15 protein-coding genes are annotated in these 12,420 nt (G+C 68.4%); 3 read left to right on the top strand and 12 right to left on the bottom strand.

Annotated features, from left to right (window positions below; all coding sequences use genetic code 11):
- Positions 1-55 precede the first annotated feature (55 nt).
- The 10 genes from G011_RS0113070 to G011_RS0113025 form a co-directional block, all read right to left on the bottom strand.
- A complete protein-coding gene (locus G011_RS0113070; RefSeq protein WP_019608846.1) occupies positions 56-616 on the bottom strand; it encodes a hypothetical protein in 561 nt (186 codons plus the stop codon).
- A 35-nt stretch (positions 617-651) separates the two neighbouring features.
- Positions 652-1,224 carry a hypothetical protein gene (locus G011_RS0113065; RefSeq protein ID WP_019608845.1) on the bottom strand — a complete coding sequence of 191 codons (573 nt, stop codon included), beginning with the start codon at positions 1,222-1,224 and terminating at the stop codon, positions 652-654.
- Between the two features lie 45 nt (positions 1,225-1,269).
- Positions 1,270-2,076 (bottom strand): hypothetical protein, encoded by an 807-nt coding sequence (locus G011_RS0113060; RefSeq protein ID WP_019608844.1) that lies wholly within the window; start codon positions 2,074-2,076, stop codon positions 1,270-1,272.
- Positions 2,069-2,590 carry a hypothetical protein gene (locus G011_RS0113055; protein WP_231391442.1) on the bottom strand — a complete coding sequence of 174 codons (522 nt, stop codon included), beginning with the start codon at positions 2,588-2,590 and terminating at the stop codon, positions 2,069-2,071. The genes G011_RS0113060 and G011_RS0113055 overlap by 8 nt, the downstream gene beginning before the upstream one ends.
- Before the next feature lie 35 nt (positions 2,591-2,625).
- Entirely contained in the window at positions 2,626-3,660 is a 1,035-nt protein-coding gene (locus tag G011_RS0113050; RefSeq protein WP_019608842.1) for a DUF2637 domain-containing protein, read from the bottom strand.
- A 32-nt stretch (positions 3,661-3,692) separates the two neighbouring features.
- Positions 3,693-4,199 (bottom strand): hypothetical protein, encoded by a 507-nt coding sequence (locus G011_RS0113045; protein ID WP_019608841.1) that lies wholly within the window; start codon positions 4,197-4,199, stop codon positions 3,693-3,695.
- Positions 4,200-4,344: 145 nt separating this feature from the next.
- Entirely contained in the window at positions 4,345-4,941 is a 597-nt protein-coding gene (locus tag G011_RS0113040; RefSeq protein ID WP_019608840.1) for a hypothetical protein, read from the bottom strand.
- Between the two features lie 102 nt (positions 4,942-5,043).
- Positions 5,044-5,787: a hypothetical protein gene (locus G011_RS0113035; protein WP_019608839.1), complete on the bottom strand. Its 744-nt coding sequence runs from the start codon at positions 5,785-5,787 to the stop codon at positions 5,044-5,046.
- A gap of 49 nt (positions 5,788-5,836) precedes the next feature.
- Positions 5,837-6,661, bottom strand: coding sequence for an N-6 DNA methylase (locus G011_RS0113030; RefSeq protein ID WP_019608838.1), 825 nt, complete (start codon positions 6,659-6,661; stop codon positions 5,837-5,839).
- A 623-nt stretch (positions 6,662-7,284) separates the two neighbouring features.
- Entirely contained in the window at positions 7,285-7,446 is a 162-nt protein-coding gene (locus tag G011_RS0113025) for a hypothetical protein (protein ID WP_231391441.1), read from the bottom strand.
- 335 nt (positions 7,447-7,781) lie between these two features.
- Here G011_RS0113025 and G011_RS32970 point away from each other — a divergent pair, with 335 nt between their 5' ends.
- From G011_RS32970 to G011_RS0113010, 3 genes are all read left to right on the top strand, one after another.
- Positions 7,782-9,362 (top strand): ADP-ribosylglycohydrolase family protein, encoded by a 1,581-nt coding sequence (locus G011_RS32970; protein WP_019608837.1) that lies wholly within the window; start codon positions 7,782-7,784, stop codon positions 9,360-9,362.
- Between the two features lie 82 nt (positions 9,363-9,444).
- The gene (locus tag G011_RS0113015; protein WP_019608836.1) at positions 9,445-10,365 is read left to right on the top strand and encodes a hypothetical protein; all 921 of its coding nucleotides are present in this window, start codon (positions 9,445-9,447) and stop codon (positions 10,363-10,365) included.
- Between the two features lie 138 nt (positions 10,366-10,503).
- Positions 10,504-11,331: a DnaB-like helicase C-terminal domain-containing protein gene (locus tag G011_RS0113010; protein ID WP_019608835.1), complete on the top strand. Its 828-nt coding sequence runs from the start codon at positions 10,504-10,506 to the stop codon at positions 11,329-11,331.
- A gap of 59 nt (positions 11,332-11,390) precedes the next feature.
- Here the strand turns inward: G011_RS0113010 and G011_RS0113005 are convergent, their stop codons facing one another.
- Both G011_RS0113005 and G011_RS32430 read right to left on the bottom strand, forming a co-directional pair.
- A complete protein-coding gene (locus tag G011_RS0113005) occupies positions 11,391-11,873 on the bottom strand; it encodes a helix-turn-helix transcriptional regulator (RefSeq protein ID WP_255342127.1) in 483 nt (160 codons plus the stop codon).
- A gap of 109 nt (positions 11,874-11,982) precedes the next feature.
- Entirely contained in the window at positions 11,983-12,132 is a 150-nt protein-coding gene (locus G011_RS32430; protein WP_231391439.1) for a hypothetical protein, read from the bottom strand.
- Between the last annotated feature and the right edge of the window lie 288 nt (positions 12,133-12,420).

The following is a 12,420-nucleotide window of genomic DNA, read 5'->3' as shown; positions in this document are numbered from 1 at the left end:
TGCAAGCGCGCCGCTGCCTCCCACACAGGAGTGAGAACGACAGGGCGCGAGGGGGTTATCGGCGTCGGGCGCGGGCGTGCTGGGCCCAGGCCTGTTCGGCGGTGGGCGCGCAGTAGGCGCGCAGCAGGCGCGCGGATACGCCCAGGTAGCGGTACCGGTCCAGGGCCGCGTCGATGTCGTCGGGCGCCAACTGGTGCTGCCCGGCGCCCTCAGTCTCCTCGCGGGGAGTCATCGGCAGCACGAGTTCGTCCAGGGGCGGCGGGTCGCACACCCGCTGGGCCAGCAGGTCACCCAGGACCGTACGGCGCCCCGAGATTCGCAGAGGGCACCCGGTGGCCATGGTGTGCAGGTTGCGCGCGGTCCTCCACAGCGCGGTCGCCACCCCCTGGCGGCGCATCCGTGGGGTCACGTAGATCTCGCTGACCTCCCCGCTGGCCTGGTGCCAGCGGATCGCACCGATCTGTTCCTCGGCGATCTGATGTACGGCGGACGCGCTCGTCTTCATCACCACCCCCGCACCGGGACGCCCCTGCGCGTCACAGGCCAGCGCGAGCAGTTCATGGGCCTGGTCAGGCCCGGTGCCGACGGCGGGAATGTGGGCGAAGTACACCTCCATAGCGGTGCCTCCTTTCCTTAGGGATATGGGTGGTCTCACCAGGGGTTCTCGGTCTGGTCGGCCAACCAGACGGCCGCCGTAGTGAACAGGGGGTCGACGGGGGCCAGAGCGTAGAGCTCGACCACCCCGGCAGAGGGTTCACCGAACGGGACCAGCTCGAAGACGCCCCCCTCAGGGCTGGCGCTGACAGCTCGGCGTTCGAAGACGGTGTAGTTGACGGCTTGGACCACGTGGGTGCGGTGGGCGATCGAGGCCAGCTTGGGGCAGGCCTGCAACGCGAAGAGCAGACAGTGCAGGTGGGCGGGGGGTTCGACGTAGTAGCGGGTGGCGGTGTCGGCCACCGTCCAAGCACACGTCGCCTTCGCGCTGATGGGGGTGCCGCAGACGCTGCAGCGCCGCTCGGCCACGGCCTGGCGCTGGCGGTTGGCGCACGGGTTGCCGAAGCGGGGACGGCCCTTGCCGATCCGGCAGGTGCATACCAGCACCGGGCCGTTCTCGCGCTCCACGACGTGTTCGGTACCGCTGCTCCACTGCGCAGTCCACGGCACCGGAGTGCCATGGACGCGGGGCAGGTGAGCCATCTGCTCGGGCATGGGATAGGTCGTCATGAGGAACCTCCTGGACGGGATGGAAGACGGGCTGGGGTGGGGATGTCAGCACAGGCCCAGGCGACGACGGTTCGTCGCGGCCCGGATCTGTTTTTCCGCGGTGCGCACCCAGGTGGCCTCATCGGGGCTGGTGCCGATCACCACGGCCCCGCCCAACCCCCACAGGGCGCATGAGGTGGCCAAGGTGGCCGCCGCCACGGTGTCGGTGGCGCGCAGCCGCCAGGTCAGGGTGCGCGGATCGATACCACGCTGGCCCAGGTCGCGGACCAGGTGCATGATGCGGGTCCCAGTCCAGGCCGCGGGGTCATGGACCACCGCGCCGGGACGCAGCTGCCGCGCCCACGCGGCGTCGTGGTCCGGCCCCACCAACACCGGTGTGGGGTCGGCGGTGGGCTCCTCGGCTTGGAGCTGGGTGTGCAGCGGGTTGAGGATGTGGCCGAGCACGTCACACCGAGCCTCGGTGTGCCCGCTCGTGATCAGGTCGGCCAGGCCTTCCCGCACGGCCAAAGCACCGATGCGGCGGGCAGCGGCGATGATGCGCCCATCAGTCCGTTCACGGCTCGGGAACATCAGCAGGGCGCCCGTCCACTCAAACCAAGGCAGCCACAGGTGGTGCAGGCGCGGCCAGGTGTAGGCGCCCAGGTTCCACCGGGCGTAGAGCTCGCGCAGGAACGCGTGATCGTCCATCTCCACCACCTCGTCTAAGGGCTGTGGGGCGTGCTCGGGTGTGGGGGTGTCGAACAACGCCAGGCTGGCGACCATGCTCATGGGCACCTCGATCCGACCGGCCCCGTAGGCCTGACGCCAGGCGGCGGCGATCACCTGGCCCAGGTGACGGGCGTGCTCATCCATGGGACGCCCTCCCGTCCAGGTCGCGGCCACCCTGCGCCTGCTGGCGCAGAGGCGAGGCGGGCTGCCAGCCGTGGGCGATCAGGTGGGTGAAGTGGTCGGCAGCGGCACCGCGGCCCGCGTCGCGGTCGGGGTAGATCTCGCTGACCGGGCTCACCCCGCCCCCGGCCAGCAGCAGGCGCAGGGCACCGCGGTCGCTCCACAGGTAGAGCGCGCACCGCTGCTGGCCCCGCACCAGGTGGTGCACCGCGGGCTGCTGCGAGGCCAGACGCACCGCCTGCGACAGGCGGGTGCGCGTCCACCCGGCCCCGGGCAGGCGTACGGCACTGCTGTCCCACTCCAGCCCGCGCGGGGTGTGGACCCACCGGGTACGCACCCCGAAGACGTCATAGACCAGACGCAGATCGACGACCGGCCGGTGCTCAGGGGTGGCGCCGTGGACCAGGGCCACGTTCCACTCATGGCGTATTCCGGGATCGAGCAGGCGCCGCATCTGCGCCGGGGGAGTAAAAACCATGAATCCTTCTCCTTGATGCATAGAGGCAGGGGCCGCTAAAAGCGTGCTCCGTTGCGCTGTTCGAGAGCGGGAACAAGGGTGTTCTGTTCCTCGCTGAGTTCCTTGGACTTGGCGATGACCTTCTGCGCCCATCGGCGCTTCTTCGGCGAGATCCCGAACTGTTCGCACAGGCTCCGTTCAGAAGGCGTCATATCCGCCTGGGTCATCTGGATGTAGTACTCCACGGCATTGAAGAACACCTGTGGATCCACCTCGGGGGCGGTCCCGTTCTCACGCTCCAACTGGGATAGAAAAGCGTCGGTGAGTTCTTTGGCCTCACGGATGTGCAAACCCTGGCGCAGGCGCACCGAGATCTCGGCCGGAACCCGACGCCGCCACCGCCGCCCCAGGGCATCGGCCAGACGGCGCTGGGTCTCGACCTTCATCGCGTACAGATCCAGCGCCTCGGTGGGATCGGTGATGTGTCCCATCGCGGCCAGACGGGCGATGCGCAGCGACCCCCACGGATCCCACCACCACCGCGCCCCCGCGATCAGCGGCCCGGCCAGGACTTCACTGCGGGTGTCGGTCCACTGCTTGCGGCGGTGGCGCAGCACGGTCTCCCACAGTGCAGCGGCGATGACGGGCATCAGCGACCACGCCACCCGCGCCGAGAGCCCTTGGCCTGCGGCGGCCGAGTGCGACCACTGAAACCACGCCGAGCCCGCCACGATGAGCAGCACCATCACCCGGGGCCCCAAGGCGCTGGCACCGAGCTTCGCCCACCGGTACGAAATGAGTGCGAAGAATGCAGCCATGCCGTCCAACGCGGCGAAAAGCAGGTAGGGCCAAGGACCGGACAGACCCATTTCCGTCCGAGCGAACCCAATCAGCCCTTGCATGATCAGGCCGCTGGTCACGGCGGCGAAGAACAGCACAATGGTGTTCTCCGTCAGGTTCGCCCTTTCCTGGGCGGACAGGCGCCGATGCCATGCGAAAAGGATGCCGGTGAGCTTGATCGACGGATACAGCAGAATGCCGAAGGCGATCAGACCGGAAACGGCGGCAATAATGAGTGGAGTGGTGTCCATGTGAACCACGTTCTTCACAAGGTCGTGGGCGTTCAGGAAAGAGGCGGAGCATCGTGTTCGAGCCACACCGGGCAGGAGTAGATGTCCGGATTCACCGGGGTGGCCACCAGGTAGTCCAGGGCTCCGGCGTGGCGGGCCCGCGGATCACCCAACGGGAAGTACCGGGACACCCCGCTCCTGCCGTCCGGGAAGGCCAGCACGCGGCGCTCGCGCAGCCTCATGCTGTGGGCGATGAGCACCTCGGACCTGGCGGCGTGGCGGGCCAGCATGGGGCAGACCTGGACGGAGTAGGCCATGCACCGCGGATGCAACGGCGGCTCGATGAAGTCCCAGGTATGGGAGTCGGAGCGGATGAAGGCCAGACCGGTGCGCGGGTCCAGGCGCTTGCCGCACACCCCGCACCGGTGCAGGCGCATCGTGCGCCGCTGCAGGTCATGGCACATCAAACCGAGCTTGTGGGGACGGTCCGTGTCCTGGCACGGGCACACCGCGGTCAGCCCGGTGTCGGGGAGTTCAGCGATGGTGAAGGTCTCGCTCATATCCCCGCGCGGAGTGACAACAGGGATCGGGTAGCCGGACCGAGTGGTGGGCAGACGATGAATGGATGGGGGTTGGGGCACGTCAAAGCGCACAAGAACCTCCTGCAGAGAGAGCGGGCACGGGGCTGGTGGGCGGGGGCGGGTGTCAGTTCGGCAGCCCGAAGCGGCCCAGGAAGGCGTCCCGGTCCAGCACGCACGTCAGGACCGGCTGGGACAGGTACAGATGCAACGGCACCTCACGGCCTCGGCGGTCGCCGTGCTGAAAGACGATCAACGCATCCCCATCTGGGGCGTAGAACCGGCGTGCCTCATAGGTGCGCGCCCGCTCGGCCAGCACCACCGGATGGTCGGGCCCGGCCTGACGGGCCAGCACTGGGCACACCTGCAAGGCGTAGGCCAAACATGCCGGGTGCGCCCCGGCCTCCATGTACAGGTCCGTTCCAGGCAGGGGCAGCCCACCGAAGGCGAGGAAGTCCTGGTCGCTGATGGGCTGGCCGCACACCGAGCACACCCGGTCCTTGGCGCACTGGCGCTGGCGCTCGGGGCACTGGGCGGCGAACACCGGAGCGTCGGTGTCCGCATCGCACGCGCACACCACCGTCAGACCGGTTTCCTCGCGGTAGGCGATGCGTTCGGGGTCGGCCCCACGCGAGACGGTGAAGGGCACGGGCATCCCGGCGGCAGTGCGGGGCAGAGCCTTGATGGGTTCGGGCATGGGTGTGGTGCGCCAGGCAGCGGGCATGGCTGACCTCCAGGTCGACACGAACAGAAAGAAGAAGAGGGGAAGGGGGCGGCGGCGCCCCTCAAGGGGCGGGGCGCCTCAGGGGCCCCGGTGGGGGAGAGGTCAGAACCCGAACGGCGGATCGAGCAGGGCTCGCAGCGCCTCGGCCCGCTCCTCCAGCTCAGCCTGAATCCAGTCCTCGTCCTCGCTGGTGGACATCAGCACGTTCGCCCGCTCGGGGGCGGCCACTCGCCACACGGCCAGGTTCACGCACGCCGTGGCGGCGGCCAGCTCGTCGATCTCGCGCAGACGCCAGGTCACCGCCTGGGGATCGACTCCTGCGGTGTTCAGCGCGGCCACCACGCCCAGGATCTGCTGCCCGGTCCCGATGCGGTCCAAGGTCAGGGTCTGCACCGGCATGTCCGGCTGCAGCCGCACCGCGCGCTCCGGGCCCAGCGGGTCCACGGACCCGGCCATCAGGGGTGCGCGCAGGCGGTGCAGCACCCCGCCCAGGAAGTCGCGCCCGTGGGTGAGCGCGCGCAGGTGCTCGATCACACCCAGAGTGCGCAGACGCAGCGCGAAGGTGGTCGCGTCGTGGGTGGTGCGGTGGTGGTCGGGCCAGGTGGGCCAGTCGGTGAAGCACTCCCAGCGGTGGTGCAGGTAGGGCCACCGCTGCGTGGCCGCTTCCCACACCCGGTGCTGACCGGACAGGAAGCCACGGGGTTCGCTGGTTTCCTCGGCGGGGATGACCAGGTGCTGGCGCAGCACAGCAGTCGCGAGCACGCTCATGGGCACTTCCAGACGGCTGGGCCCGAAGATCTCGTGCCACTGGTCGGCGATGGCGTCGGCGAAGTCGGTTGGGTTCATGTGGCTCCTGTGGTGTCGACGGACAAAAGGGCAGGTCAGCAGGGCGCGCTCAGGTGGCTGGGGCGTACTGGTGGGGCGTGGTGATCAGGCGGTAGAGCGGCTGCCACCGCTGGATGGCGATGCCCAGATCGCGTTCGTACAGGGCCCGCTCGCGCCAGTCGTCGGCCAGAGCATCGCCACAACCGATGAGCACGTGCGGGCCCAGCGCCCACAGGTGGACGTTGACGGCCAAGCACGCGGTCGCGACCGGGTCGATGTCGACCAGGTCCCAGCGCAGGGTGGCCGGATCCACGCCGTGGGCACGGGCGTGCTCGGCGAAGGCCAGGATGAGCCCGCCGGTACCGACCGACCCCTCAAAGACCCATCCGCCTGGTTCTGGTACGCCATTCATGCGCGCCAGAAGCTCGGCGACATCGGCGGGCGTGTAGAACTGGCCGTTGCGCTCACACGCCTTCTTGGGACGCAGCGCCATAAGCAGCGGCCCGAACACATCCACCGTGCGCACCTGCGCGCTCATCGTCAGGTCGAACAACCCGGCCTCAACGGCCGTGCGCGCCACGGCAACCAAGGTGGCCTGCTGGTCACCTTCGTCGGTGCCGTACGACCACCGGGCCAGTGGCAGTACCCGGTAGACCAGGTCGGGTCGGGTGCTGGCGAACCTGTGCCAGAGCAGGCGCAGCACGTGCGCGGCTTGGTCGACGGGAAGGTCGAGGAAGGCGTCCCGAGCGGCCCGGGGGTCATCGCCGCGAACCTGCGCGAGTGCTGCCAGGGCGCTGACCGGTAAGTCGACCGGTGCGCCGGAGAACCGGGATCGCCAGGTGTCGTCGACGCGCTGAGCGATCGTATGGACACGTTGTTCCAGTGAGCGAGGCAAAAGGTACTCCTTTCCACCCGAGGTCGTGCTTATAAAGAACAAAGTAGCTTATGATCTCGAACCTGGCAAGCGCTGGCGTGGAACAAGGCGATCGCGCGGTCAGCATGGCGCTCTTCATCTGCGGAAACGTTGACGTGTCAGACGTTGGATGCGCTAGCTGGGGTGGCTTGTGGTCCGGGCGTGAAAACCAGGGGTTGAGACTGCCGGGAGCTGTGAGCCCAGTCGTCTGTATGCGTGCCTGGCGTCATGGCCCGGCGCATTGGGCCGACGCTTCCCCCTGTGGCTGGACGCGCGTTCGCCGACCAGATGCCAGAGCGCAAGCTCGGGCGAAGGAGGTGGGCCAGGGCGCGACACTGGCGGGCAGCAACAGTTCGTTGGTCGCTCCAAGACCCCTGGTCATGGGCAGCACCGTGCCCGTTGTTGAGATCCGGCATCCGCACGAGACCGGTGCCGAAGAGCTCGTGGGAGCGAGCTGCGAAGTGACGCCTTGTGCTTGATGCGGCCCTGCGTCAGTTGCACGCAGGGCCGCACCGCGTTCTTCCGACCGCAGAGAGCAAAGCCTCGGTCTACGTCGGAGGTTCCTGGTCCGGGTCATGTCTGCTGAGCGGAGTCAGCCCGGATCTTTAGGGCTGGAGTGATGGAGGCTGGTTGTGGCGTGCTCGGTGTACACCCTCGTAGTAGCGCAGGGCGGCCATGGCCAGGTCCTTGGCGAAGCGCACGTCGGCGTCGCTGACCTGGAGCGGGTTGGCCGGGGTCATGGTCGCGTGGGAGTGGGCCTGGCTCACTGTCAGAATCGGCGCCTGGTCCTGGTCCTCGTAGGAATGGCATACCACCTGGGGTCCGGCTTCCTGTTCACCGTTGGCGCCGGTGTGAAAGGACAATCCCACCAGGGGTTCGGGGCGGTCCGGATGGCTAGACACGGTGAGCAGGGCAAACGGCGGGTTGGGTGCGCTGCGGGACTGGCTGTTCAACGTGTCCTCCTGTGACGGATGGTGCTTAACAGGAACAAGCCACTCAGGCACCCAGAACGTGACAGGCGACTATTAGGGCTTGATAATCAAGTTATCCGGTGTTAACTTATTGGGGATCGAACTTCCCACCCACCATCCCGGGAGAGCCCATGGCCCTACAGCGCACCCCCACCGCCCACCAAGACGACCGGGCCGCCGGAGTCCTACTCGCCGCAGCCTGCGGCGACGCACTTGGCGTCCCCTACGAGTTCCGCCCCCGCCTCACCCAGAACCAGACCCCGCAGATGATCGGCGGCGGCCTGGGCCCCTACGCGCCGGGGGAGTACTCCGACGACACCCAGATGGCCGTGTGCATCGCCCAGGCCCTAGTCAACACCCAGCCCGTCGCCATCCAAGACCACCACATCCTCAACGAGATCGCCGACAACTTCTTGAACTGGCGCGCCTCGGGCGCCACCGACATCGGCGCCCAGACCAGCAGCGTGCTCAGCTCCGCCCAGTACGACGCAGCCACCCCCTGGGTCGCCAGCGTCATGCTCGGTGAAGCCCGCACCTGGTGGCGAACTGGCAACCGTGCCGCGGGCAACGGCTCGCTGATGCGCACCGGGCCCGTCGCCCTCTACGATCTGCTCGACGCCCAGGAAACCGCGGAAGCCGCACGCCTGGTCAGCGACCTCACCCACGCCGACCCCCTGGCCGGGGACGCCTGCGTGATCTGGTGCGAAGGCATCCGCCACGCCGTACTCCACGCCGATTTCGACGGCATCCGCGAAGGGGTCGCACTGCTGCCCGAGCAGAGGCGCGAGTGGTGGAACACTCGTCTGGACGAGGCCGAAGACCAAGACCCACATACCTTCACCAACAACGGCTTCGTGGTGAGTGCGCTACAGGCCGCCTGGTCGGCCATCACCCGCACCCCCGTGCCCGACGACGACCCGGCCACGGGCGTCTTCGCCGCCGACCACCTGCGCTTGGCTCTGGAAGCGGCCGTGCGGGCCGGACACGACACCGACACCGTCGCCGCCATCGCCGGATCCCTGCTCGGCGCCCGCTGGGGCGCCTCGGCCGTGCCCTGGCACTGGCAGCGCGCCATCCACGGCTGGCCCGGCATCACCGCACGCGACCTCATCGGCCTGGGCGTGCGCATCAGCCACCACGGAGCACCCGACCGCCAGGGCTGGCCCCGAGCCGACCGCCACCCCCGCAACACCGACGCTTCCACGCCCTACCAGGTGGCCCACCCCCACGATGACGGCGTCATCCTGGGCAACCTGCCCCTGGCCGACCTCGACCCCGCTGCCCTGGACGTGGACGCCATCGTCTCCCTGTGCCGCGTCGGCACCGCCGACTTCGCCCACATCCCCGCCCGCGACCACCTGCAGATCTGGCTCATCGACCGCCCCGGAGCCAACGCCAACGGCCACTACACCCTCGACCAGGCCGCCCGCGCCGTGCTCGGCCTGAGACTGGAAGGTAAGCGGGTGCTCCTGCACTGCGCCGCAGGTCGCAGCCGCACCCCCACCGCCGCCGCCCGCTACTCTGGGCTGCTGGGCATCGATCCGGCCACGGCCATGACCGACATCTGCCAAGCGCTCGCCCCCAACCACCCCTGGGTCAACTTCGAGCTGGAGAGCTTCGTCTTCGACCTGGCCGGAGAGCCCCAGCCCGCCCTCGCCAAGCGGGTCTGGAACACCCGCACCATGCTCAACCCCTGGTCGGTAAAGGAGTAACACCGTGGGCCCCCAACCCCAGTCGGAACACCAGCGAGCCCGGACGGCACTGCCGCCCGGGCTCCGCCCGTTACTGGACTCCGTGCGCCCCATCCAAGCCACCGAACCGCAGGAAGACGTCCCCGGGCTGGAGTTGCTGCGCCGACACCTGGCCGAGCACGCCCCCCAGACCCGACGTGCCTACCTCGCCGACTGGAAACGCTGGGTCCACTGGTGCCGCACCAACGACCGCACCCCTCTACCCGCCGCCCCAGACGACGTTGCCCTGTACCTGGCCCACGCCCACGACACCCACGAGGCCAGCCCGGCGACCCTGCAACGGTGGGCCACCACCATCGCCATCGCCCACACCGCCAACGGCCATCCCGAACCCACCAACCAACCCCCTATACCCGACCTGCTGCGCTGGCTACGCCACACCAAGCCCCGCCCCCGCTACCGGGGATCGCGCTGGCTCACCGATCTGGAGCTGACCCGGGTACTGGCACACACCCGTGAGGAGGGTTGGCCCGAGCTGGTCATCGCCCGCCGCGACCGCCTCATCATGCTGTTGACCCGAGCCACCGGGGACGGCCCCGAGGAGATTCTCAGCCTGCACGCTGGCCAACTGCAGCTCACCGAGGACACGGTGTTCCTCACCCGGCAGGGCCAGGCCCCGCTCGCACTGGCCGACCCCCTGCCCGCCGCCGACTGGGGCACCTGCCTGCCCTGCTCCCTGGTGATGTGGAGACAGGTCCTGGACCTGACCGACGACAGCACCACGACTCTGCGCCACACCCTGGGCAGACCTGACCGGCTCGCGCCCCGCGGGCACCTCAACCACACCCTGGAACCCGCCCCGGAACCGGAGAGTTGGCTTCTACGCCGTGTGCGTAGAGGAGGCACCATCACCAGTGACCGCATGGCCCCCGAAGCCATTCGCACCCTGCTTCGCAATCACGCCACCGAGGCTGGAGTGGATACCACGGGCCTGACTGCGTTCGCCCTGCGCCCACACCCTTGACCATGCACCCACCACCACAAGCCTCACGGACCGCGGTGTCCACACGCGGCAGTACATTCGAAGCACTGGTGCCACCCCAGCCCTGTGGCATAGACGGCTACGACTCCCTTCGCCTGACACCTCAACCCCGGAGGCCCTGTGCCCGAGACGCCCCCGAGCACCGTTACCCAGGACCACCGCGTGCAACTGCCCTACACGCGCCTGCACGCCATGGTGCCCTTCCTGGAAGAAGGCTCACTCACCACGATCGCCGGCCCCACCGGTGAGGGCAAGACCACCTTGGCCCTGGACCTGCTCAGACACGCCGCAGCAGCCGGTCACCGCACCCTCTACCTCCACAGCAGCCAAAACGAAGAGGGCATCCGCGTCCGCCTGCTAGCTGCCGAGGCCGAGGTCAGCAACACTCAGATCAGGACCAACGATCTGGATCCGCAGGCACGGCAACGTCTGGAGCAGGCGCAACAGCGCATGGGCACCTGGCCGCTGGACCTGCGCCACCGCAGCGCCTGGACCTTGGAAGCCATCCGCAACGAGGCCGGGTGGGGCAACCACGACCTGGTCATCGTCGACGACACCGACCAGATCAGCGTGCCCGAGACGCCCTTGGCCGAACGCTTCTTCCACATCTCCGCTACCCTGCGCGAACTCCCGGCCGGTGAAACGCCTGCGGTGGTGGCCGTCACCCAAATGGATCCCCCGGGCGAGCACGCCGGAGGTTTCACCGGCGAAGAGCGACTGCGCCAGCTGGGACATCGCTATCCCCTGGCCCAAGACAGCTCGCTCGTCATCCTGACCGACCTGCGCGACGCAGCGCTCTTCCGCCGCGGAAGCGGACTGAGACTGTCGATGCACGTGGCCAAGAACCGCCACGGTGCCACCGGGAGAGCCGAGGCCAAGGCCGAGATGCACTTCTGTCGCTGCGTGGACCTCACCGATGAGGAAAGCGCTGCGGATCCCTGGCAGTAGTCCGTACTGGGCTGACGCGCCTTCCCAACCGACCGGTGGCCACACCGACGCCACCAACCCTACGATGTCCGCTCTGCCCCTGCGGACCGGTCGGCCTTGGCTTGCTGGCGGCGCTTCACCGTGCGCTCATGGGCGGCGCGCACCTCATCTTCGGAGACCCCGAAGAAGGCGGCCAAGGACCGGGCTTGAGCCGCGCGGAGCTTGCGTGTGCGTCCGTTTTCCAGGTTGCCGTACGTCTTCACGGTCAGGTCCGGGTCCTTGAGCTGCTCTACGAGCTCACTCTGGGAAAGCCCCAGGACGGTGCGGTACTTCGCCAGCCCCACCGCGTCATCAACAAACTTCGCAGGCGAAACACCGAAAGTCTCGGCCAGCAATCTCAGGGCCTGGGGAGAGGGCAAACTCCCGCCCTCCTTCTCATAGCGGCCAAGGAGAGCGCGGTCGATCCCCGTGCGCCTGCCGACCTCGGTCAGACTCCACTCCTTACCGGCTCGTACCTCCCTGAGCACAGAAGGCTTCCACCCCGGTACCCCGCTCTTCGGCATGCTCCCCCAACTCCTGATCGCCCAACCCACTGCGTAGGACTCTAAGCCGCGCACCATCTCTGCGGCGACCAGACCGCTGCGCTGGACGTTGCAAGCCGAAGAGCCGACCTCATCCACGCACGGACAAGGTGCGCAGGGTGTAGGAGACCAGGAACAGGGCCGGCGACATGGCCAGTGTCACCGAGCATGTCAGCAGTACCGCGGCCACTGATCCGGTCCGCTCCCACGCGGGAGCCGCCACCTGGACCAGACTGAACACGAGAGTTCCCCACACCACCAACTGCCAACGCCGGGCGGCAAAGAGGCGCAAAGGCGTGCGATCGAGTAGCCACCCGGTCAAGAAGACCAGGACAGCGAAGCCGGGAGGGATCAGTGCCCCGGCCAACCCTTGAGGGTGGTCGGCTTGGGCCACGCTCCACCACACGGCCACCAACCCCAAGGTTCCAGCGGCTGCCCACATCCATACCGGAAGGGGCTCAGGGTGTGACGCGGGTGATGTGTGTTTGCCCGGGGGCGTGGATGACGTGCTCATGGAGCACATCTTGGC

Origin of the sequence: Nocardiopsis sp. CNS-639, assembly GCF_000381685.1 — a bacterium.
GTDB classification, from domain to species: domain Bacteria; phylum Actinomycetota; class Actinomycetes; order Streptosporangiales; family Streptosporangiaceae; genus Nocardiopsis; species Nocardiopsis dassonvillei.
The sequence above is the reverse complement of the archived record's forward strand: the minus strand, read 5'-3'. Positions and strand labels throughout refer to the sequence as shown.

Excerpts from the sequence above, each read along its gene's own strand:
- G011_RS0113070 (WP_019608846.1), bottom strand. The coding sequence starts at position 616 with ATGGAGGTGTACTTCGCCCACATTCCCGCCGTCGGCACCGGGCCTGAC.
- G011_RS0113065 (WP_019608845.1), bottom strand. The coding sequence starts at position 1,224 with ATGACGACCTATCCCATGCCCGAGCAGATGGCTCACCTGCCCCGCGTC.
- G011_RS0113060 (WP_019608844.1), bottom strand. The coding sequence starts at position 2,076 with ATGGATGAGCACGCCCGTCACCTGGGCCAGGTGATCGCCGCCGCCTGG.
- G011_RS0113055 (WP_231391442.1), bottom strand. The coding sequence starts at position 2,590 with ATGGTTTTTACTCCCCCGGCGCAGATGCGGCGCCTGCTCGATCCCGGA.
- G011_RS0113050 (WP_019608842.1), bottom strand. The coding sequence starts at position 3,660 with ATGGACACCACTCCACTCATTATTGCCGCCGTTTCCGGTCTGATCGCC.
- G011_RS0113045 (WP_019608841.1), bottom strand. The coding sequence starts at position 4,199 with ATGAGCGAGACCTTCACCATCGCTGAACTCCCCGACACCGGGCTGACC.
- G011_RS0113040 (WP_019608840.1), bottom strand. The coding sequence starts at position 4,941 with ATGCCCGCTGCCTGGCGCACCACACCCATGCCCGAACCCATCAAGGCT.
- G011_RS0113035 (WP_019608839.1), bottom strand. The coding sequence starts at position 5,787 with ATGAACCCAACCGACTTCGCCGACGCCATCGCCGACCAGTGGCACGAG.
- G011_RS32970 (WP_019608837.1), top strand. The coding sequence starts at position 7,782 with ATGGCCCTACAGCGCACCCCCACCGCCCACCAAGACGACCGGGCCGCC.
- G011_RS0113005 (WP_255342127.1), bottom strand. The coding sequence starts at position 11,873 with ATGCCGAAGAGCGGGGTACCGGGGTGGAAGCCTTCTGTGCTCAGGGAG.